The following is an 18,637-nucleotide window of genomic DNA, read 5'->3' as shown; positions in this document are numbered from 1 at the left end:
ACTGTTCGTTCGAACGAACAGTAACTTGTTTCAGTATTAGTGAACTTCGGTTTCGCGTCAAGATCGCGTCAAGACGCCAGGTCAGTGCGTAAGCGGATCGTCAGAGACGCGGAATCGGCCTTTCCGGAGGTCGAAGCTGAGAGAGCGCATCCGGTCGAGGGCGACCGCGCGTCATGGCTGCGATGCACAGCAGCACGGCAAAAGATTTCGAAGAGGGAAGCTCATGGCCGATCTGGCCTACGTTGCTCTGATTCTCGGCGGTTTTCTCGTGTGCGCGCTGGTACTGCGCGCCCTACAGGCGAGCGCTCCCAAATGACGGTTGCCGGTGTGGTCAGCGTGGTTCTGATCGCCGTCGCCGCGGCATTGGTCATTTACCTGCTCGTTGCACTCGTAGATCCTGAGAGGTTCTGATGTCGCCCGCTCTTGCAGCCGGCCTGCAGATCGCTTTTGTCCTCGTCGTTCTGGCAATCGCCTACGTTCCGGTGGGCGACTACATGGCGCGTGTTTACTCGTCGACGCGAGATCTTCGGGTCGAGAGTGTGATCTACCGCGTCGGTCGGATCGACTCCAGGGCCGAGCAGACGTGGTACGGCTACGCCGCAAGCGTTCTCGGATTCTCGCTGGCCAGCGCATTGTTCCTGTACTTCCTGCAACGGATTCAGGGAGTACTGCCGCTGAGTGACGGTCTGTCCGGGGTCAGTCCCGCCGTAGCGTTCAACACCGCGATTTCGTTTGTGGCGAACACCAACTGGCAGTCGTACACGCCGGAAACGACGATGAGCAACTTCGTTCAGCCCGTCGGTCTGGCGGTGCAGAACTTCGTCTCGGCAGCGGTCGGCATGGCGGTGGCCATCGCATTGGTTCGCGGCTTCATTCGGGTGGCCAGGGGCGGCGAGATCGGCAACTTCTGGGTCGATCTGACGCGTGGTTCTCTGCGCATCCTCCTCCCGTTCTCATTCGTGATCGCCCTGATCCTGTTGAGCCAGGGAGTGATCCAGTCGTTCCACAGCGGTTTCGCCTCCACCGGCCTCGACGGCAATGCGGTCACCAATGCACTGGCCCCCGTCGCGTCCCAGGAAGCGATCAAGGAACTCGGCACCAACGGTGGCGGGATCTTGGCTGCCAACTCGGCGCACCCGTTCGAGAACCCCACCCCGTTGAGCAATGTCGTCGAGATCCTGGCGATCCTGTTGATTCCGGTCTGCCTCACCCGAACGTTCGGAACTCTCGTCGGGGATCGTAGGCAAGGCCTCACCCTGCTGGCAGTGATGGGAATCCTGTGGAGCGGGCTGCTCGCAGTCACGCTCGCTGCCGAATCCGGCGCACGCGGTGTTGCCGCCACAGCAGCTGGTTCGATGATGGAGGGCAAGGAAGTTCGCTTCGGAATCCCCGGATCGGCGTTGTTCGCGGTGGCGACCACGGGAACGTCGACGGGCGCGGTGAACTCGGCCCACGACAGCATGTCCCCCCTCGGCGGCGGCGCGGTCCTGCTCAACATGTTGCTCGGCGAAATTGCGCCAGGTGGAGTCGGAACCGGCCTCTACGGGATTCTTGTGCTGGCTTTGATCGCAGTGTTCGTCGGCGGACTGCTGGTCGGTCGCACGCCCGAATATCTCGGCAAGAAGTTGGGTCGACGCGAGATCACCCTTGCGGCGCTGTCGATTCTGGTCATGCCCGCGCTGGTCTTGATCGGTACCGCCATCACCGTCATCCTCGGTTCGACCACCGGTTATCAAGGCAATGGGGGAGATCCGGGTACGCCGGGATCGATCCACGGGTTCAGTGAGGTGCTTTACGCCTTCGCCTCCGCCTCGAACAACAACGGCAGCGCCTTCGGCGGTCTGACGGTCACCAGCGACTGGTTCCAGTCGTCTCTCGGAATCTGCATGCTTCTCGGCCGATTCCTGCCGATCATCTTCGTTCTCGCTTTGGCCGGTGCTCTTGCCTCGCAGAAGAAGGTGGCGCCGACGGCCGGCACCCTCCCGACGTCCGGACCGATGTTCACCGGTTTGTTGACCGGCACCGTCGTTCTTGTTGCTGCACTTACATTCTTCCCGGCCCTCGCGCTGGGCCCGCTAGCGGAGGCTCTTCAATGACCGTGCGTATCAGTGAGAAACCCGTGGTAGCGCAAGACGCTGCCGACAAGGTTGATCCAGGGCAGTCCCGTCAAGTACACGCAGGCGTTTTCAACCCGCGGCAGATGATCACCGCGTTGCCGGGGGCCGTGCGCAAACTCGACCCACGCCACCTCGCCCGCAACCCGGTCATGTTCGTGGTGTTCGTCGGTTCCGTCATCACCACTGTCATGGCGATCGCCGATCCCTCGGTGTTCTCCTGGGTGATCACCCTGTGGCTCTGGTTCACGGTGATCTTCGCGAACCTCGCCGAATCCGTGGCCGAAGGGCGCGGCAAGGCGCAGGCGGCGAGCCTGCGAAAGGTGAAGCAGGACACCACAGCACATCGGATCACGATGAGCGGTGCGATCGAATCGGTTTCCGGCACCGAACTGGTGGTCGGCGATCGGGTGATAGTGGTTGCCGGCGAGGTCATCCCCGGCGACGGCGACGTGGTCGAAGGTATTGCCTCCGTAGACGAATCGGCGATCACCGGTGAATCCGCGCCGGTGGTCCGTGAATCCGGTGGTGACCGGTGCGCCGTCACCGGTGGTACGACGGTTCTCTCGGACCGCATCGTCGTGGAAATCACCGCAGCACCGGGCAGTTCGTTCGTGGACCGGATGATCGCGCTCGTCGAGGGTGCTTCACGTCAGAAGACACCCAACGAGATTGCGCTCAACATCCTGCTCGCGTCGTTGACCGTCATCTTCCTCCTCGCCGTCGTAGCCATCGGCCCGATGGGCTTGTACGCGGGGCACGAGCAGGATCCGATCAAGCTGATCGCACTTCTCGTCTGCCTGATCCCGACGACCATCGGAGCGCTGCTCTCGGCGATCGGTATCGCGGGCATGGACCGCCTCGTCCAGCGCAACGTTCTCGCGATGTCGGGGCGCGCGGTGGAAGCTGCGGGCGACATCGACACCCTGTTGATGGACAAGACCGGAACCATCACTTTCGGTAACCGCCGGGCCACCGCACTCCATCCGGCGCCCGGTGTATCCGCCGACGATCTTGCTGCGGCAGCTCGCTTGTCGAGCCTGGCCGACGGAACTCCCGAGGGACGGAGCATCGTCGAGCTGTGCGCAGCGGATTTCGGTCTCGCTGCCGAGCCGACGTTGGACGAAGAACGCGCCGAGTTCGTTCCGTTCACGGCACAAACCCGGATGAGCGGACTCGACCACTCCGGACGCCAAATCCGAAAGGGTGCAGCAGATGCGGTGATGAACTGGGTCGTCAGTGGCGGTGGACACGCGGAGAGCGCGGTGACCGACACCGTGAACGACATCGCCCAAGCGGGCGGAACGCCGCTGGTAGTTGCCGTCAAGCATGGTGAGAGTACCTCGATCCTCGGCGTGATCGCGTTGTCCGACGTCGTCAAGCCGGGAATGGCTGACAGGTTCGCCGAACTCCGGGCGATGGGTATTCGCACGATCATGATCACCGGCGACAATCCGTTGACCGCGAAGGCGATTGCCGACGAGGCGGGCGTCGACGACTTCATGGCGGAGGCCACCCCGGAAGACAAACTGGCCCTGATCCGGAAGGAACAGGAAGGCGGACGTCTCGTCGCGATGACCGGTGACGGGACCAATGATGCTCCCGCCCTTGCCCAGGCCGATGTCGGGGTCGCGATGAACACGGGAACCTCGGCAGCCAAAGAGGCCGGGAACATGGTCGATCTCGACTCCGATCCCACCAAGCTGATCGAGGTGGTGGAAATCGGCAAGCAATTGCTGATCACCCGCGGCGCGTTGACCACATTCTCGTTGGCGAACGACCTGGCGAAGTATTTCGCAATCCTGCCGGCCTTGTTCAGCGGCATCTACCCGCAGCTGGACGCGTTGAACATCATGCGTCTCGCCACCCCCGAATCGGCGATCGTCTCGGCCGTGATCTTCAACGCCTTGGTGATCATCGGTTTGATTCCGTTGGCACTCAAGGGTGTTCGATACCGACCGTCGACGGCATCGCAGTTGCTCGGACGTAACTTGCTCGTCTACGGTCTCGGCGGTGTGATCACACCGTTCGTCGGTATCTGGTTGATCGATCTCGTCGTACGTTTGATTCCTGGAATTGGGTGACCTGACATGCGTTTCACTATCGGTTTTGCCAAACAGGTGTGGGCGGGTTTGCTCGTATTGCTCGCGCTCACCGTCGTTCTCGGTGTGGTCTATCCCGCCGCGGTGTGGGGTGTCAGCCGGATCAGCTCCGGATCTGCCGAAGGCTCACCGGTCACCGATGCCGCCGGTTGCGTGGTCGGCAGTGCCTGGGTGGGTGTCGATCCGCAGGTCGCCGAAGGGCAGCAGGACCCGTTCTTCCACAATCGTGTTGTCGGATCCGTTTCGGACGAGGATCCGTTTGCCACCGGTGATCCCGCTGCGGCACTGCCGTCCAACCAGGGGCCGAGCAGCGAGATTCTGGCCGGATTCGTCATCGAGCGCCGGGCAGCCATCGCGGCACGTGAGGGTGTCGACCCGGCATCGGTTCCCGTCGACGCAGTCACCGGTTCGGGCTCGGGTATCGATCCCCACATCAGTCCGGCGTACGCCGAACTGCAGGTCGCGAGGGTGGCGGCCAACAACGGCATCTCGGAAGACCAGGTGCGGGACTTGGTGGCCGAGCACACCGACGGTCGGCAACTCGGATTTCTCGGAGCCGAGCGAGTCAACGTACTGGAATTGAACCTGGCACTCGGATTGACGGCACCTACGTGTGCTGCACCGACGACTGGTGGATGATTGTCACGTGAGTTCTTCGGAGAAGGTCGGTCAATCTTTCGGTAGGGCACGCAAACGTGGTGAATTGCGTATCTACCTCGGCGCTGCGCCTGGCGTCGGAAAGACCTTCGCGATGCTCGGTGAGGCTCATCGGCGTCGAGATCGTGGCTGTGACGTGGTCGCGGCCGTCGTGGAGACACACGGCCGCGCCCGCACCGCGGCGCAGATCGGAGACCTCGAAATAGTGCCGCCCAAGCTGGTGGATTATCGCGGAACACGGATGCCGGAACTGGACGTCGAGGCCGTGTTGGCTCGGCGTCCGGCCCTTGTCCTGGTGGACGAGTTGGCACATACCAACACGCCAGGGAGCAAGAATCACAAGCGCTGGCAGGACGTACAGGAACTGCTCGAAGCCGGGATCGACGTTCTGTCCACGGTCAACGTGCAACACCTCGAAAGCCTCAACGACGTTGTCGCGCACATCACCGGCGTGGTTCAGCAGGAGACGGTTCCGGACGCGGTAGTACGTAGTGCGGCGCAGGTCGAGCTGGTCGACATCACCCCGGAGGCGCTGCGCCGCAGACTTTCTCACGGAAACGTGTATTCACCGGAACGGGTCGATGCGGCCTTGGGCAATTACTTCAGACGCGGAAACCTCACGGCGCTACGCGAACTGGCACTGCTGTGGGTGGCCGATCAGGTGGACGCCGCACTGGCGAAATACCGGGCCGAGAACAAGATCACCGATACCTGGGAGGCGCGCGAGCGTGTCGTCGTTGCCGTGACCGGGGGACCGGAGTCGGAAACCCTGGTACGACGCGCATCTCGAATCGCGTCGAAGTCGAGCGCCGAGCTGATGGTGGTCCACGTCGTACGCGGTGACGGACTCACCGGTGTCTCGGCCCCCGAGATGGGCAAGGTGCGCGCGTTGGCTGTCGGAGTCGGCGCCACGCTTCACACTGTTGTCGGTGACGACGTACCGTCGACGCTCCTCGAGTTCGCGCGTGAGGAGAACGCCACACAGTTGGTGCTGGGAACGTCGCGGCGTTCCCGCCTGGCTCGCATCCTCGACGAGGGGATCGGCGCTGCGGTGGTTCAGCAGTCCGGTGGTATCGACGTTCACATGGTCACGCACGAGGAAGCGACGGCGCGACGACGCATTTCGGTGCTGGGGCGCTCGGAGCGCCGGGTCCTGTCGTGGATTGCGGCGATCGTCGTGCCTTCGCTCGCGGCCGCGATCATGGGTCTCGTCGACCGAATCTCCGGGGTCAACGGCGAGAACGCGCTGTTCTTCGTCGTGGTCGTTCTGGTTGCCCTCCTCGGCGGCGTCGGCCCGGCGATATTGTCGGCACTGATCTCGGGACTGCTGCTCAATTACTTCTTCACCGATCCGCGGTACAGCTTCACCATCGCCGAACCTGACAACTTCATCACTACTGTCGTGCTGTTGATCGTGGCTGTGGCAGTTGCCGTTCTGGTCGACGCCGCAGCAAAGCGCGCCCGCGAGGCGAAGCGCGCATCCGAGGAAGCCGAACTGCTCACACTGTTCGCGGGATCAGTTCTCCGCGGAGCGGATCTGTCGACACTTCTGGCGAAGGCACTCGAAATCTATCGCCAGCGAGGGGTTTCCGTCATTCATCACGACGACGGAGTCATCGCTGCCGTCGGTACGCAGCCGCCGACCACGGACGACGAAGCGGATACGGTCTGTGAGGTCAACGACGGGGAATACGCGCTGTTGTTGGCTGGGCCCGACCTGAGTGCGCGGGACCGACGAGTGCTGACGGTGGTCGCTCACCAAGCAGTTGGGATGATCCGCCAGGAGAAACTGACAGTCGAGGCGAGCAAGGCTGCCGCGCTCACCGAGGCTGATCAACTGCGTCGAGCCTTGCTGTCAGCGGTAAGCCATGACCTGCGAACGCCTCTCGCCGGAGTGAAGGCGGCGGTGTCCAGTCTGCGCAGCGACGACATCGAGTTCTCGCCCGAAGACACCGCTGAATTGTTGGCAACCATCGAGGAGTCGGCGGATCAGTTGACGGCACTGGTCGGGAACTTGCTCGACTCGTCCCGCCTTGCCGCCGGGGTGGTGAAACCCACGCTCCGGCCGGTGTATCTGGACGAGGTGGTTCACCGCGCGTTGCTGGGCCTCGGCATCGGTGGACGCTCGGATTCGCGGGCTCGAAGTGTAGTCGTCGACGTGGGTACCGTTGCAGTGCAAGCAGATCAAGGTCTGCTCGAGCGGGTGATTGCGAACATCGTCGACAACGCTCTGCGCTACGGGGGAGAAACCCCGGTGCGCGTCGGGGCGGCGCAACTCGGTGATCGTGTGGTGATCAGTGTTGCCGATACGGGCCCAGGTGTTCCGCGAGGTGAGGCCGAAACGATGTTCCAGCCGTTCCAACGGATGGGAGATCGCGACAACACCGGCGGAGTGGGCCTCGGACTTTCCGTGGTGCGCGGATTTGTCGATGCGATGGGCGGAACGGTCAGCGCCACAGACACACCCGGTGGGGGATTGACGATGATCGTGGAATTGGCTGCGGCCGGTACGAATGGGAATGGATCATGAGTCGAATCCTGGTAGTGGACGACGAACCGCAGATTCTGCGAGCTCTGCGTATCAATCTTTCGGTGCGCGGGTACGAGGTGGTGACCGCGTCGACGGGCGCCGGTGCCTTGCGGGCTGCTGCCGAGCGTCCACCGGACGTCGTGGTACTCGATCTCGGACTGCCCGACATGGACGGCACCGAAGTGCTTGCCGGCCTGCGTGGCTGGTGCACGGCGCCGGTCATCGTGCTGTCGGCGCGCACGGATTCCGCGGACAAGGTCGAGGCTCTCGACGCCGGTGCGGACGACTACGTCACCAAGCCCTTCGGGATGGACGAGTTTCTGGCCCGCGTGCGCGCTGCGGCGAGGCGGGGAACCTCCGCGGCGGACACTTCGGAACCGTCGGTCGAGACCGCGTCCTTCACGGTGGACTTGGCTGCGAAAACAGTGAGTCGGCGCGGTGAACAGGTGCACCTGACTCCGACCGAGTGGGGCATGCTCGAGATGCTTGTGCGCAACCGCGGAAAGCTGGTCGGGCAGAAGGAGTTGCTTCGGGAAGTGTGGGGACCGGCGTACGACACCGAGACCCACTATCTACGTGTCTACCTGGCTCAACTTCGTCGGAAGCTCGAGGATGACCCGGCGAACCCCAAGCATCTGATCACCGAGGCAGGAATGGGTTATCGATTCGTGGTGTGAGAAGCCAGGTCAGAGCACAACTACCAATTTGCCACGTGCCGTACCGGCTTCCATCTTGGCATGTGCTCGCGCGATGTCCTCGAACGCGAACACCTCGTCGATCGGTACCACCGCCTCGCCTGACGCCACAGCGGAGAGGAAGTCTTGCAGTACGCCGGCAGGCAGGTCGGACGCGTCCCCACCGTACGAGGTCAATCGCACTCCGCGTGGAATGTAGTCGATCGGATAAAAGTCTTTGACTGTCCACTCGTTGGACAGCATTCCCGTGAAACACACGGTGCCGTGAACGCGGGTCGCGCGCAACGTGTCGGGAAGTGTTGGTGTTCCGACCAATTCGAGGGCCAGATCAACACCGCCCGGGAGGATGTCTCGAACCTGGCCGGCCACAGCACCGTCGTCGACGATAACGTGGTCAACCCCGATCGCGGTCAATTCGACGCTTTGTTCGCATCTCGGGTGGTCGCAAGGACAGTGAGTCCCCACTGCTTCGCCAGGACTGCGGTTGCCATGCCGACCGAGGAGGTTCCTCCCCGGATCAACAGGGATTGACCGGATTTCGCGTCCAGTCCTACCGTCAGCGAGCCGTAGGACGTCTGCAGCATCTCGGGAACAGCTCCCACTGTCGACCAGTCCAGTTCGCTCGAGAAGGGAACGACCTGACTGACGGGAACGCACGTGTACTCGGCATAACCGCCGTCGAACGTCCTCCCCATCCCACCCATCATGGCGGCGACTTGCCGGCCTTCGGTGAGCTCCCCGCCGGGGCAGTTCACCACTTCGCCGACGGCCTCGATGCCCAGCACCCTCGGGAATGTCACGCCTTCGGCGAGGCCGAGGCGGGTGTGAAGTTCGGATCGATTGAGGCCGAAAGCCTTCACCCGGACCAGTACCCAGCCCGCAATCGGCACGGGTATCGGAATCACTCTGATAGTCAATGCTTCTGGCGGGCCGGGGGCGTCGAGCACGATTGCGCGCATTGTGTCGGTCATGCTTTTTCCTTCGTGGTCGGTGTCAGGTTTCGATTGGCTTCACGCAGCGTGGCCAGTGTGGCGCCGAATCGATCGAGAGCGTCGGGCGTCAGCACGGAACCGAGACGGCGCTCCAATTCGCCGTCGAACGTTGCCTTCGCCCGCCGCAACAGCTCATTGCCCTCGGGAGTCAACTCGATGAGTGAGGATCGTTTGTCGGTGGGATTGGATTTTCGACGGCAGTGTCCAGCCGCTTCGATTCGATCCACCAGCTTGCTCGTGCCACCGACGGTGATCGCGAGGGCCTCGGCGATGTCGAAGACCCGACAGGAGCCGAGCCTGTCGATGATCTGCATCGGCTCGAATCGACTCAGTGGCAGGTCGTGCTCGATTCGGAGTCGCTGGTCGACGGCCGTCCACAGTTCGGTTTCGAAGCGGACGAGGTTGTCGAAGTGCCTGCTCAGGGCTGATCTGGTCAAGAGCAGACTCCGAACCGATATGCATTCCGTGGAATCATTTTCTCACCGTACGCCCGATTCGTGATTAATTCCATGGAATCTATTTGCGGCCTTTCATTGTGTCGGTGGCGCATGGGAACATATGTTCGTGTCGCATGAATCGCTGGATCAAGAAACGCCAGGTAATCACCCTGGCGGTGCTCGTTCCGGCGGTAATCATTCTGGCGGTAGTCGGTCCACAGGTGACGCAACAATCCTGCATGCGGACCTCGATTCGTTCTACGCATCAGTCGAGCAACGCGACGACCCGACTCTGGCCGGCAGGCCGGTCATCGTCGGTGGTGGGGTGGTCTTGGCGGCAAGCTACGAGGCCAAGGCGTTCGGGGTTCGCACAGCCATGAGCGGTGGTCAGGCCCGATCACTGTGTCCTCAGGCGATAGTTGTCCCTCCGCGAATGTCGGCGTACTCGCAGGCGAGCAAAGACGTGTTCGACGTCTTTCACGACACGTCGCCGCTGGTCGAAGGAATCTCCATAGACGAGGCCTTTCTCGAGGTCGGCGGGCTCGCCAAGATCGTGGGAAACCCGCTGCAGATCGGAGCCAACCTCAGACGCGATGTGGCCGAGCAGGTCGGACTACCGATCACGGTCGGAATCGCACGCACCAAGTTCCTGGCCAAGGTCGCCAGTGCATTCGCGAAACCCGACGGATTGCTGCGAGTGCCGCCGGAGGGCGAGACCGAGTTCCTGCATCCCTTGCCGGTCGAGAAGCTGTGGGGCGTCGGCAAGATCACGGCCCAGAAGCTGCGAAACTTCGACATCGTGACGGTGGGTGACATCGCTCGGCACGACGAATCCTCGATCGTCTCGATTCTCGGGGGCGGCGCCGGTCGCCATCTCTACGCACTCTCACACAATCGAGATCCGCGCCCCGTCCGCGCCTATCGTGGCCGCAGTTCGATGGGTGCTCAGCATGCGCTGGGTCGCGGATCCCATCCCCGCGCAGAACTCGATGCGTCGTTGATGTCCCTTGTCGACCGTGTCAGTCGACGCATGCGTTCGGCGCAGCGGACGGGGCGCACGGTCACGCTCCGGCTCCGCTTCGCGGATTTCACGCGGGCAACTCGATCTCACACGCTGCGCCGGTCCACCGCCGACACAGCGGAATTGCTGAGCGTCTCGATGGTGCTGCTGGACGAAGCGATACCGATGATCGCGGACAAGGGCATCACGTTGATCGGTGTCGCTGTCTCCAACCTGGATCGGGACGGCGCCGAACAACTCGAATTGCCCTTCGACGGTCCAGGATTCGCGGGTCCGGACACTGCCGCCCTCGACTCGGCAATGGACAGTGTCCGGAAGAAGTTCGGCTCCGCGGCCCTCACGAGGGGAGTGCTCCTGGGACGCGATCCGGATCTGTCGGTGCCGCTACTGCCGGACTAGGTGAGGTTTTCTCGCAGAGTCGCTCCCTCGTATTCGCGACGGAACAACCCACGCGCCTGCAGCACTGGAATCACGTGATCGACAAAATCTTCCAGGCCCTGCGGATAGGTCGGCGGCATCAGATTGAAACCGTCGGCACCGCGGCCGTTCAACCAGGATCCCATCTCGTCGGCAATCGACTCCGGTGTTCCGATCATCGTTGCGTGACCACCACCCGCAGCGAGCGTCCCGAGGAGTTCCCGCACAGTCGGTGCGTCCTTCTCGACGATCCGCAAAATAGTGGCGTAGCGGCCCTGCGGCCCGGTGAACGCTTCGAGTGGAGGCAACGGGGGCACGGGCCCGTCGAGATCCCAGTTCTCGCAATCCTGTCCGGTGAACAACGAGAGTTGGCGTATCGACTGTTCGGTGGGCAGCAGGAGATCGAGTTCGGCCTTCTTCGCCCTGGCCTCGGCGACGGTGCTGCCGACGTAGGTGACCAGTCCCGGCATCACGGCGACCGAACTCGGATCCCGGCCGGCTCGCTCGATTCTCGATTTCACGTCCGCGTAGTAGGCCTGTGCGCTGGGTAAGTCGTAGGCAACCGAATAGATTGCCTCGGCGCGACGCGCCGCCAGATCGCGACCCTGCTCGGACGCCCCGGCCTGAAACAAAACCGGTCTGCCCTGCGGGGATCGAGGAACCGTCAACGGGCCGTCGACACGAAAATGCTTGCCGTCGTGATCGATGCGAGAAATCTTGCCTGCGTCGGCAAAACGTCCCGCCCGGTCGAGGATCAGCGCGTCTTCCGACCACGAATCCCACAATGCGAGGGCCACTTCGACAAATTCGTCGGCTCGTTCATATCGGGAGGCGTGATCGGGCATCGCCTCGAGTCCGTGGTTGCGCGCCTCCTGGTCGAACATCGAGGTCACGACGTTCCAGCCGGCCCGTCCGCCGCTGATGTGGTCGAGCGAGGCCAACAGTCGTGCCGCGTGGAATGGCGTGTAGAAAGTGGTGGAAATGGTGGTCACCAGGCCGATGTCCGCTGTCGCTCGTGCCATGGCAGTCAATGCGGTGATCGGCTCGAGAAACCACGACGCACCCGACTCGGGTTCGCGAACACTGTGACCGTCAGCGAAGAAGACGGCGTCCAGCTTGCCGCGTTCGGCGATCTGGGCGAGCGACTCGTAATACGTGATGTCGCCGAGACTTTCGACCGGTGAGTCGCGATGACGCCATGCCGCACTGTGATGTCCGCACCCGAGCAGGAACGCACCTATCCGCAGCTGTGCGCCCATCAGTTCTTGACGAGTCCGCCGTCGACAACCAGGTTCTGACCGGTCACGGCCCGTGACCATGGTGAGGCGAAAAAGAGTGCAGCGTCGGCAAATTCGTCCGGCGTGGTGACTCGGCGCAGGGGAGTGCTTGCCGCGATCATGTCGAAGACGGCTTCCGGTGTTGCGGCGCTCGCATCGGTGGTGCGGAGCAAGCCGCCCGAGACCATGTTGACTGTGATCCCGTCCGGACCGAGGTCGGCGGACAGCGTCCGTGTCAGTGCCAACAGTGCGGCCTTGGCAGCGGTGTAGTCGTGGTACGGAACTACCGGATTCTGGACCAGATTGGTTCCGACAGTGATGATTCGGCCGAAGCCGAGTTCGCGCATGCCTGGTAGCGCTGCCTGGGTGGTATTGAGTGTTCCGGCAACAGCTCCGCGTAGTTGAGAGTCGAAGTCGGCCCAGGTGATCGTGTCCGCGTTCGGCCGTGCATCGCCGTTGAACGAGAAGTCGACCAGTGCATTGTCGACCACGGTCGAGATCGGTGCGTCGAATCTCTCGCGTGCAGCGGAGAACAACTGGTCGACGGAACTGCGGTCCGTCACGTCCGCCTGGACTGCGAAGGTGCGATCCTCACCCAGTTCGGCGACCAGGGCCTCGGCGGCATCGCGGCTCTTGTTGTAGTTCACGATTACGCGGGCGCCCGAGCGGGAGAATGCTCGGCTCAGTGCGGCGCCGAGCCCGCGGGCGCCACCGGTGATCAGAACGATCTGCTCGTCCAGGCTGAGTGCGCGCTGAAATTGCTGTTCGGTCATGTCGACATCCCTCCGCCAGTGCTAACTGGTCAGGTTCATCGGGTCTGATCTCAGCCGACTTTTTCGGCACCCCGTGTCACCGTCCATCAGACCACGTGAGGTGAATCGTCCTGAACGCCGGGTGCGTTGTAACGGCCGGCGCGATGAGTTTTCGATCGCTCGGGAGTCGTAATTGCAAGCGAAGTGGCAACCGGCCGCTCGCCTTCGCCCCAGGAGATTCCGATGACCACCCAGCCCGTCCACAACGAAACTGTTTCCGGTAACGCCACGACGACGACACCTTCGGCCACGGCTCGCAAGCTCGGATACGTCCTGAGTGGGCTGTTCGTCGTTTTCATGCTCTTCGACGGCATCATTCACATTCTCAACCTTCAGACAGTCAAGGATGCGTCGGCTGAACTTGGGTTGCCGGACTCGCTGGCATTGACGGCTGGGGTGGTGCAACTGATCTGCCTTGCGCTGTACGTGATTCCGCAAACGTCGATACTCGGCGCGATTCTGCTCACCGGTTACCTGGGGGGAGCGGTGTTGACCAACCTTCGAGCTGAACAGCCTCTGCTGAGCACGACCCTGTTTGCCGTCTACACCGGAATCGTCATGTGGGCGGGACTGTATCTCCGGGACGAGAAGGTTCGCGAGATCATCCCGCTGCGTCGGGCCTGAAATAGGCCCCCGAGGGGGTTGCGTGGGACGCGGTGTCCCATTATGTTTGACCTCATTCAAGTCCGTCGACTGCAATCGACGGACTGGCCGTGAGGAGACACCGATGGCTCGGTCAGCGTCGATCGAAGTGGAAAAGCCGTACCACCAGGTACTGCAGACTTTGTCCGAGGGCTCAGTTGCCCGCAGTTTCGATCCCTATCTCGACATCGACTGGGATTCACCAGAGTTCGCGATCGATCCGCATGATCCGAGATGGGTGCTCTCGTCCGTGTCGGACCCCCTCGGGGCGACGCAGTGGTACCAGGATCAGTCGTTGGAGCGTCGAATCGCCATGGGAATGTGGCGTCAGGCGAACGTGACCAAGGTGGGTTCGGCCTTCGAGAGCATCTTGATCCGGGGAATGCTGCAATACATCATGGCGCTACCCAACCAGTCGCCTGAGTTCCGGTACTGCCTGCACGAGATGACCGAAGAGTGCAATCACATCCAGATGTTCCAGGAACTCGTCAATCGCATGGACATCGACGTGCCGGGTATGCGTCCGATGTTCCGGCGACTGTCGCCGATCATCGGAGTGCTGGGAGCAAAGTTCCCGGTCATCTTCTTCATCGGCATTCTGGCTGGTGAAGAACCGATCGACCACTTCCAGAAGGATCTCATCCGTGAGGGTAAGGACACGCCGCCGGCGATGCTCCGCACCATGGAGATCCACATCGCCGAAGAAGCGAGACACATCTCGTTTGCTCACGAGTTCCTGCGCAATCACGTCCCCAGACTCAGTCGTACGAGTCGAGCCATCACATCGGTCGCCTTCCCCGGCGCGATGCGTTGGCTTGCGGGTGAAATCATGTCACCGCCAAAGGAATTCGCCGAAGAATTCGGAATCCCGGACGAGGTGATGAAGAGCGCCTTCTGGGGGAGCCCGCATTCACGCCGCATCCTGGGTAACTACTTCGGCGAAATGCGAGCCCTGGCAGACGAACTCGGATTGATGAATCCGGTGTCGAAGCGTGCGTGGCGAAAGCTGCGCATCGACGGCGACTACGCCCGCTACCGCGGCGAGCCGAAGCGTTCCGACAAGACCCGGATCTAGTCCAGCCGCGAAGTTCCTCCGTCGGAGGACACCAGCTCGGCTATGAGCGTGGACAATTCGACATGGGGATCGATCTGTAGTCCGCTCGAGCGGGCAACGCCGTCGAACATGTACCAGGTGTATTTCGCGAGGTCGGCGACGATCTCTTCGCGGCTCGGTTTCGGATCGGTGCTTCGGACCCAGTGGGTGAGCGTGCCCTCGACCATTGTCACCACTGCGAACGGTAGTGAATCGAAGGGTGAGGAGTCGATCCCCACGGATCGACCGACTTCGGTGATAGTGGTGCGGGCGGAGTCGGCGATTGTGGCCTTCAGACTGCTGATCGCGTCGATGCTCTCGTCGTCGTAGTCGGTGGGGCCGGTACCCATGAACTCGTGAATCCGCGGATGCTCGGTGATCCACTCGGCGACGGCGCTGATGGTTCGGGTCAGGATCTGGTCGAGAGTGCCTACCGAAATGCTCATCGAAGCATCCAGGGCCGCCGCAAATTGGCCGAGCACGAACGCTCGCACTCGTCGATCGAGGTGGTCTCGGCCGCTGAATTGGCGGTACACCACCGACTTGGCGAGGCCGGCACGATCGGCGATCTGCTGGACGGACACCTCGGCACCTGCCGCACGCTCTTCGATCAGTTCGACCGCCGAGGTGAGTATCCGTTTCTGACGCTCGGAGTTGTGTCGCTCCCACCGCGCTTCGCGACCGGTCAACTCTGCAGTGACAGGTTGCACAATTGCGTCGCTCGGCATCGCGCCAGTCTATCCGGACGGACCTGCCGTGTTTCCGACTTGTCATCGGGCGCGGCATCGGGATCGGTCGTCGGTACAACGTGGGACACTGGTCGAGTGAGGTTGTATCGAGACACGGCGGTGGTGCTGCGCCTGCACAAACTGGGCGAAGCCGACCACATCGTCACGTTGCTCACCCGTCAGTTCGGGTTGGTACGTGCCGTGGCCAAAGGTGTCCGCCGAACCACCTCCAAATTCGGTGCCAGACTCGAACCGTTTGCTCACATCGACGTGCAACTACTTCCGGGCAAGAATCTCGACATCATCACTCAGGTGCAGACGGTCGACGCATTCGCCACCGACATCGTCGACGACTACAGCCGGTACACCACGGCCTGCGCCGTACTCGAAACTGCCGAGCGGTTGGCCGGCGAGGAACGCGCGCCGGCCCCGCAGCTTCAGCGATTGACGGTGGGAGCACTGCGTGCGATCGCCGAGCAGGCACGACCGGTCGAGTTCGTGCTCGACGCGTTCTTGTTGAGAGCCATGGGCTATGCGGGTTGGGCGCCTGCCCTCGAAGAGTGCGCCCGCTGCAGTGCTCCTGGACCGCACCGGGCCTTTCATGTCGCCGCAGGCGGAGCCGTGTGTACCTATTGCCGCCCGGCGGGTGCTGCGACGCCGTCGCCCGGAGTGCTCGACTTGATGGAAGCCCTGCTCCGAGGGGAGTGGGAGGGTACCGATTCGGCGCCCGCGACGCTGCGGACGCAAGCCAGCGGACTGGTCGCGGCACACCTGCAGTGGCATCTCGAGCGCCAATTGCGGACGTTGCCGCTGATCGAGCGTTCGAGGCCGCATGCAGCCGTCGAGGTCGACTTGCCCGTGAGGCAGGATGGAACACGTGATTCGACGACGCGAACCGCGAACTCCGCTTGATTCTGCTGCTGACCGGGTGATCCGACCACCGGACCCACATCCGTCCGGGGCGACCCCGCCGATCCTGCAGACCGAACTGATCCCGCGCCACGTCGCTTTGGTGATGGACGGCAACGGACGATGGGCGCAGGAGCGCGGTCTGCCCCGAACCGCCGGGCACGAACGCGGCGAAGCTGTCCTGATGGACACCGTCTGCGGGTGCATCGAGATGGGTGTCGAGTGGCTCTCCGCTTACGCCTTCTCCACCGAGAACTGGAAGCGCAGTCCCGACGAGGTTCGATTCCTGATGGGCTTCAACCGTGATGTCATCCGCCGTCGACGCGACGAGATGAACGAAATGGGTGTGCGTGTTCGCTGGGCCGGTCGTAAGCCACGCCTGTGGGCCAGCGTGATCAAGGAACTCGAGATCGCCGAAGAACTGACCAAGAACAACACCGTCATGAACTTGACCATGTGTGTGAACTACGGCGGCCGGGCCGAAATTGCCGATGCGGTAAAGGAAATCGCGAAGCGTGTCGCGGCCGGTGAGATCAATCCGGACAAGATCACCGAGGCGACGGTTGCCAAGTACCTCGACGAACCCGACATGCCCGACGTCGATCTCTTCCTGCGTCCGTCGGGGGAACAGCGGACGTCCAATTTCTTGATCTGGCAATCCGCCTACGCCGAAATGGTGTACCAGGAGAAGCTGTTTCCCGATTTCGACCGCCGCGACCTTTGGGCCGCCTGCGTCGAGTACGCCTCACGTGACCGTAGATTCGGTGGCGTCAAATGACAGGGGAGAACATGACCGACACCACCGACGAAGCAGCCCGCCTACAAGAACGCGCGGCCGCCTCGCTGGCGCATTTCGTGACGGTCGATGTGGCTGCCGACGGATCACTGGGTTTCCAGTACTCCGGCGCGCTGTGTTCCATCCAGGCGATGAATCTGTCCGAGGGTCTGGACGTGCTGTCCATGACGTGTGTTCTCGCATGGGACCGACCGGTGAGCGCGGCACTGCATCGCAAGGTGGCCGAGCGGAATCGCACCATCCAATTCGGCTCCATCGCGGTGTTCGGCCACGGCAGTCTGGCGGACGTCATCCTGCGTTACACGTTCCCTGCCGCCGGACTGGACGACGAGGCACTGACCACGATGTTGCTACTGGCGCTCACCGGTGCCGATACCGCCCGGCAGGGTTTGATTCCCTGACGCTCTCAGGCGGCGGCGCAGTCGCGGCAGGTGCCGAAGATCTCGACGGTGTGACTCACTTCGGTGAAACCGTTGTCCTCGGCGATGGTCTGTGACCACTGCTCGACCGTCGGGCCCTCGACCTCGACGGTGAATCCGCAGTTGCGGCACACCAGGTGATGGTGGTGCCCGGAGGAGCAGCGTCGGTAGACGGACTCACCTGTGTCGGTGCGTAGGACGTCGATGGTTCCGGCGTCGGAGAGTGCCTGCAGCGTGCGGTAGACGGTGGTCAGGCCGATGCCTTCACCTCGCTTGCGCAGTTCGTCGTGCAATTCCTGTGCCGACTTGAATTCGTCGATGTCGTCGAGCAGGGCGGAGATGGCGCTGCGCTGTTTCGTGGAACGAACGCCGACTGTGGCCGGTCCACGTTTCGAGGTCGTACTGCCCGGGGTGTTCATGCGGTGGAATCTCATCCTTCTTCGGCGTGGGCGACAGCGTCGACGACGATGTGTGCAAGGTGATCGTCGACGAGTCGATAGAGAACTTCTCGTCCGTTGCGCTCGCCGCGGACGACGCCCGCTGCTTTGAGTACGCGCAGATGCTGGCTGATGAGTGGCTGAGTGACACCGAGAGCTCCGACGAGTTCGTGAACGCAACGCTCCGACTCGTGCAACTGAAGCACGATCGCGATCCGAACGGGTGCAGCGAGCGCCCGCAGAATTTCGCCGGCTGCCGCCAGGGTTTCCTTGGGCGGCACGGGCGCGGGCGGTGCGGCTTCGAACGGGTCGTGCGTGTGTCCGAGGTCGGAATGATCATGGCTTTTGTGGAGATCGCCGGTATCCGCAATGCTCACAGCGAGGCTCCTTCGAGGGGTAGATCATGATGTCCGGGCATAGCCATCTCACCACATTATTGCAAATCACTTTCATTTTGATATGCACAAGTATGCATGTCAACCTTGGACGGAAGTGCGTGGCAGCCGCCAGATAGGCTGATGGTGCGAAAAGCGCACGAAAATCATGCATCTATTACCCA

At 62.5% G+C, this 18,637-nt stretch carries 20 protein-coding genes and 1 riboswitch; of the genes, 12 read left to right on the top strand and 8 right to left on the bottom strand.

Annotation, left to right across the window (positions count from 1 at the left end):
- The first annotated feature begins 312 nt into the window (after nucleotides 1-312).
- Genes kdpF through M0639_RS17945 form a run of 6 tightly spaced genes read left to right on the top strand, consistent with a single transcriptional unit; the run spans nucleotide 313 to nucleotide 8,080 of the window.
- Nucleotides 313-411 carry a K(+)-transporting ATPase subunit F gene (kdpF, locus tag M0639_RS17970; protein WP_007731078.1) on the top strand — a complete coding sequence of 33 codons (99 nt, stop codon included), beginning with the start codon at nucleotides 313-315 and terminating at the stop codon, nucleotides 409-411.
- Nucleotides 411-2,096: a potassium-transporting ATPase subunit KdpA gene (gene kdpA / locus M0639_RS17965; protein WP_003944472.1), complete on the top strand. Its 1,686-nt coding sequence runs from the start codon at nucleotides 411-413 to the stop codon at nucleotides 2,094-2,096. Before kdpF ends, kdpA begins: the two co-directional genes overlap by 1 nt.
- The gene (gene kdpB, locus M0639_RS17960; protein WP_050654652.1) at nucleotides 2,093-4,198 is read left to right on the top strand and encodes a potassium-transporting ATPase subunit KdpB; all 2,106 of its coding nucleotides are present in this window, start codon (nucleotides 2,093-2,095) and stop codon (nucleotides 4,196-4,198) included. Before kdpA ends, kdpB begins: the two co-directional genes overlap by 4 nt.
- A gap of 6 nt (nucleotides 4,199-4,204) precedes the next feature.
- Nucleotides 4,205-4,855, top strand: coding sequence for a potassium-transporting ATPase subunit C (locus tag M0639_RS17955; protein WP_007731080.1), 651 nt, complete (start codon nucleotides 4,205-4,207; stop codon nucleotides 4,853-4,855).
- 7 nt (nucleotides 4,856-4,862) lie between these two features.
- A complete protein-coding gene (locus M0639_RS17950; protein WP_058039501.1) occupies nucleotides 4,863-7,403 on the top strand; it encodes a sensor histidine kinase in 2,541 nt (846 codons plus the stop codon).
- On the top strand, nucleotides 7,400-8,080 hold the full coding sequence (locus M0639_RS17945; RefSeq protein WP_003944545.1) for a response regulator: 681 nt from the start codon (nucleotides 7,400-7,402) through the stop codon (nucleotides 8,078-8,080). The genes M0639_RS17950 and M0639_RS17945 overlap by 4 nt, the downstream gene beginning before the upstream one ends.
- A 9-nt stretch (nucleotides 8,081-8,089) precedes the next feature.
- On the opposite strand, the gene M0639_RS17940 is transcribed toward M0639_RS17945, so the two are convergent.
- Genes M0639_RS17940 through M0639_RS17930 form a run of 3 tightly spaced genes read right to left on the bottom strand, consistent with a single transcriptional unit; the run spans nucleotide 8,090 to nucleotide 9,527 of the window.
- Nucleotides 8,090-8,512, bottom strand: a complete 423-nt coding sequence (locus M0639_RS17940) for a zinc-binding dehydrogenase (protein WP_231915097.1) — start codon at nucleotides 8,510-8,512, stop codon at nucleotides 8,090-8,092.
- Entirely contained in the window at nucleotides 8,509-9,069 is a 561-nt protein-coding gene (locus M0639_RS17935; protein WP_231915098.1) for an alcohol dehydrogenase catalytic domain-containing protein, read from the bottom strand. The genes M0639_RS17940 and M0639_RS17935 overlap by 4 nt, the downstream gene beginning before the upstream one ends.
- Entirely contained in the window at nucleotides 9,066-9,527 is a 462-nt protein-coding gene (locus M0639_RS17930; RefSeq protein ID WP_007731082.1) for a MarR family winged helix-turn-helix transcriptional regulator, read from the bottom strand. Before M0639_RS17930 ends, M0639_RS17935 begins: the two co-directional genes overlap by 4 nt.
- 121 nt (nucleotides 9,528-9,648) lie before the next feature.
- On the opposite strand from M0639_RS17930, the gene dinB reads away from it, so the two are divergent.
- On the top strand, nucleotides 9,649-10,947 hold the full coding sequence (gene dinB / locus M0639_RS17925; RefSeq protein WP_082893225.1) for a DNA polymerase IV: 1,299 nt from the start codon (nucleotides 9,649-9,651) through the stop codon (nucleotides 10,945-10,947).
- On the opposite strand, the gene M0639_RS17920 is transcribed toward dinB, so the two are convergent.
- Nucleotides 10,944-12,224 carry an LLM class flavin-dependent oxidoreductase gene (locus tag M0639_RS17920; protein ID WP_064074764.1) on the bottom strand — a complete coding sequence of 427 codons (1,281 nt, stop codon included), beginning with the start codon at nucleotides 12,222-12,224 and terminating at the stop codon, nucleotides 10,944-10,946. The genes dinB and M0639_RS17920 overlap by 4 nt on opposite strands.
- On the bottom strand, nucleotides 12,224-13,015 hold the full coding sequence (locus M0639_RS17915; protein ID WP_064074774.1) for a 3-oxoacyl-ACP reductase: 792 nt from the start codon (nucleotides 13,013-13,015) through the stop codon (nucleotides 12,224-12,226). The genes M0639_RS17920 and M0639_RS17915 overlap by 1 nt, the downstream gene beginning before the upstream one ends.
- A riboswitch (TPP riboswitch) is annotated at nucleotides 13,006-13,099 on the bottom strand. (Overlaps the previous gene by 10 nt.)
- Nucleotides 13,100-13,237: 138 nt before the next feature.
- On the opposite strand from M0639_RS17915, the gene M0639_RS17910 reads away from it, so the two are divergent.
- Nucleotides 13,238-13,678: a DoxX family protein gene (locus M0639_RS17910; protein WP_064074773.1), complete on the top strand. Its 441-nt coding sequence runs from the start codon at nucleotides 13,238-13,240 to the stop codon at nucleotides 13,676-13,678.
- A 103-nt stretch (nucleotides 13,679-13,781) separates the two neighbouring features.
- Nucleotides 13,782-14,771, top strand: a complete 990-nt coding sequence (locus M0639_RS17905; protein WP_003944493.1) for an AurF N-oxygenase family protein — start codon at nucleotides 13,782-13,784, stop codon at nucleotides 14,769-14,771.
- On the opposite strand, the gene M0639_RS17900 is transcribed toward M0639_RS17905, so the two are convergent.
- Entirely contained in the window at nucleotides 14,768-15,517 is a 750-nt protein-coding gene (locus M0639_RS17900; RefSeq protein ID WP_064074763.1) for a TetR/AcrR family transcriptional regulator, read from the bottom strand. The genes M0639_RS17905 and M0639_RS17900 overlap by 4 nt on opposite strands.
- 96 nt (nucleotides 15,518-15,613) lie before the next feature.
- Here M0639_RS17900 and recO point away from each other — a divergent pair, with 96 nt between their 5' ends.
- From recO to M0639_RS17885, 3 genes are read left to right on the top strand one after another with little or no spacing between them, the layout of a single operon-like run.
- A complete protein-coding gene (gene recO, locus M0639_RS17895; RefSeq protein ID WP_029255636.1) occupies nucleotides 15,614-16,429 on the top strand; it encodes a DNA repair protein RecO in 816 nt (271 codons plus the stop codon).
- Nucleotides 16,386-17,204 carry an isoprenyl transferase gene (locus M0639_RS17890; protein WP_003944543.1) on the top strand — a complete coding sequence of 273 codons (819 nt, stop codon included), beginning with the start codon at nucleotides 16,386-16,388 and terminating at the stop codon, nucleotides 17,202-17,204. The genes recO and M0639_RS17890 overlap by 44 nt, the downstream gene beginning before the upstream one ends.
- Entirely contained in the window at nucleotides 17,201-17,623 is a 423-nt protein-coding gene (locus M0639_RS17885) for a YbjN domain-containing protein (RefSeq protein WP_019749000.1), read from the top strand. The genes M0639_RS17890 and M0639_RS17885 overlap by 4 nt, the downstream gene beginning before the upstream one ends.
- Nucleotides 17,624-17,628: 5 nt before the next feature.
- On the opposite strand, the gene M0639_RS17880 is transcribed toward M0639_RS17885, so the two are convergent.
- Together M0639_RS17880 and M0639_RS17875 are read right to left on the bottom strand one after the other, a co-directional pair.
- On the bottom strand, nucleotides 17,629-18,060 hold the full coding sequence (locus M0639_RS17880; RefSeq protein WP_003944514.1) for a Fur family transcriptional regulator: 432 nt from the start codon (nucleotides 18,058-18,060) through the stop codon (nucleotides 17,629-17,631).
- Between the two features lie 11 nt (nucleotides 18,061-18,071).
- Entirely contained in the window at nucleotides 18,072-18,455 is a 384-nt protein-coding gene (locus M0639_RS17875; protein ID WP_003944457.1) for an ArsR/SmtB family transcription factor, read from the bottom strand.
- Nucleotides 18,456-18,637: the final 182 nt, after the last annotated feature.

Origin of the sequence: Rhodococcus qingshengii JCM 15477 (genome assembly GCF_023221595.1) — a bacterium.
Classification (GTDB): Bacteria; Actinomycetota; Actinomycetes; order Mycobacteriales; family Mycobacteriaceae; genus Rhodococcus_F; species Rhodococcus_F qingshengii.
The sequence above is the reverse complement of the archived record's forward strand: the minus strand, read 5'-3'. Positions and strand labels throughout refer to the sequence as shown.

What these genes read in the sequence shown, in the direction of transcription:
- kdpA (WP_003944472.1), top strand. Translation starts at nt 411, where the DNA reads ATGTCGCCCGCTCTTGCAGCCGGCCTGCAGATCGCTTTTGTCCTCGTC.
- M0639_RS17910 (WP_064074773.1), top strand. Translation starts at nt 13,238, where the DNA reads ATGACCACCCAGCCCGTCCACAACGAAACTGTTTCCGGTAACGCCACG.
- M0639_RS17900 (WP_064074763.1), bottom strand. Translation starts at nt 15,517, where the DNA reads ATGCCGAGCGACGCAATTGTGCAACCTGTCACTGCAGAGTTGACCGGT.
- M0639_RS17935 (WP_231915098.1), bottom strand. Translation starts at nt 9,069, where the DNA reads ATGACCGACACAATGCGCGCAATCGTGCTCGACGCCCCCGGCCCGCCA.
- M0639_RS17880 (WP_003944514.1), bottom strand. Translation starts at nt 18,060, where the DNA reads ATGAACACCCCGGGCAGTACGACCTCGAAACGTGGACCGGCCACAGTC.
- kdpB (WP_050654652.1), top strand. Translation starts at nt 2,093, where the DNA reads ATGACCGTGCGTATCAGTGAGAAACCCGTGGTAGCGCAAGACGCTGCC.
- M0639_RS17905 (WP_003944493.1), top strand. Translation starts at nt 13,782, where the DNA reads ATGGCTCGGTCAGCGTCGATCGAAGTGGAAAAGCCGTACCACCAGGTA.
- dinB (WP_082893225.1), top strand. Translation starts at nt 9,649, where the DNA reads ATGTTCGTGTCGCATGAATCGCTGGATCAAGAAACGCCAGGTAATCAC.
- kdpF (WP_007731078.1), top strand. Translation starts at nt 313, where the DNA reads ATGACGGTTGCCGGTGTGGTCAGCGTGGTTCTGATCGCCGTCGCCGCG.
- M0639_RS17885 (WP_019749000.1), top strand. Translation starts at nt 17,201, where the DNA reads ATGACAGGGGAGAACATGACCGACACCACCGACGAAGCAGCCCGCCTA.
- M0639_RS17955 (WP_007731080.1), top strand. Translation starts at nt 4,205, where the DNA reads ATGCGTTTCACTATCGGTTTTGCCAAACAGGTGTGGGCGGGTTTGCTC.
- M0639_RS17915 (WP_064074774.1), bottom strand. Translation starts at nt 13,015, where the DNA reads ATGACCGAACAGCAATTTCAGCGCGCACTCAGCCTGGACGAGCAGATC.
- M0639_RS17920 (WP_064074764.1), bottom strand. Translation starts at nt 12,224, where the DNA reads ATGGGCGCACAGCTGCGGATAGGTGCGTTCCTGCTCGGGTGCGGACAT.
- M0639_RS17945 (WP_003944545.1), top strand. Translation starts at nt 7,400, where the DNA reads ATGAGTCGAATCCTGGTAGTGGACGACGAACCGCAGATTCTGCGAGCT.
- M0639_RS17890 (WP_003944543.1), top strand. Translation starts at nt 16,386, where the DNA reads ATGGAACACGTGATTCGACGACGCGAACCGCGAACTCCGCTTGATTCT.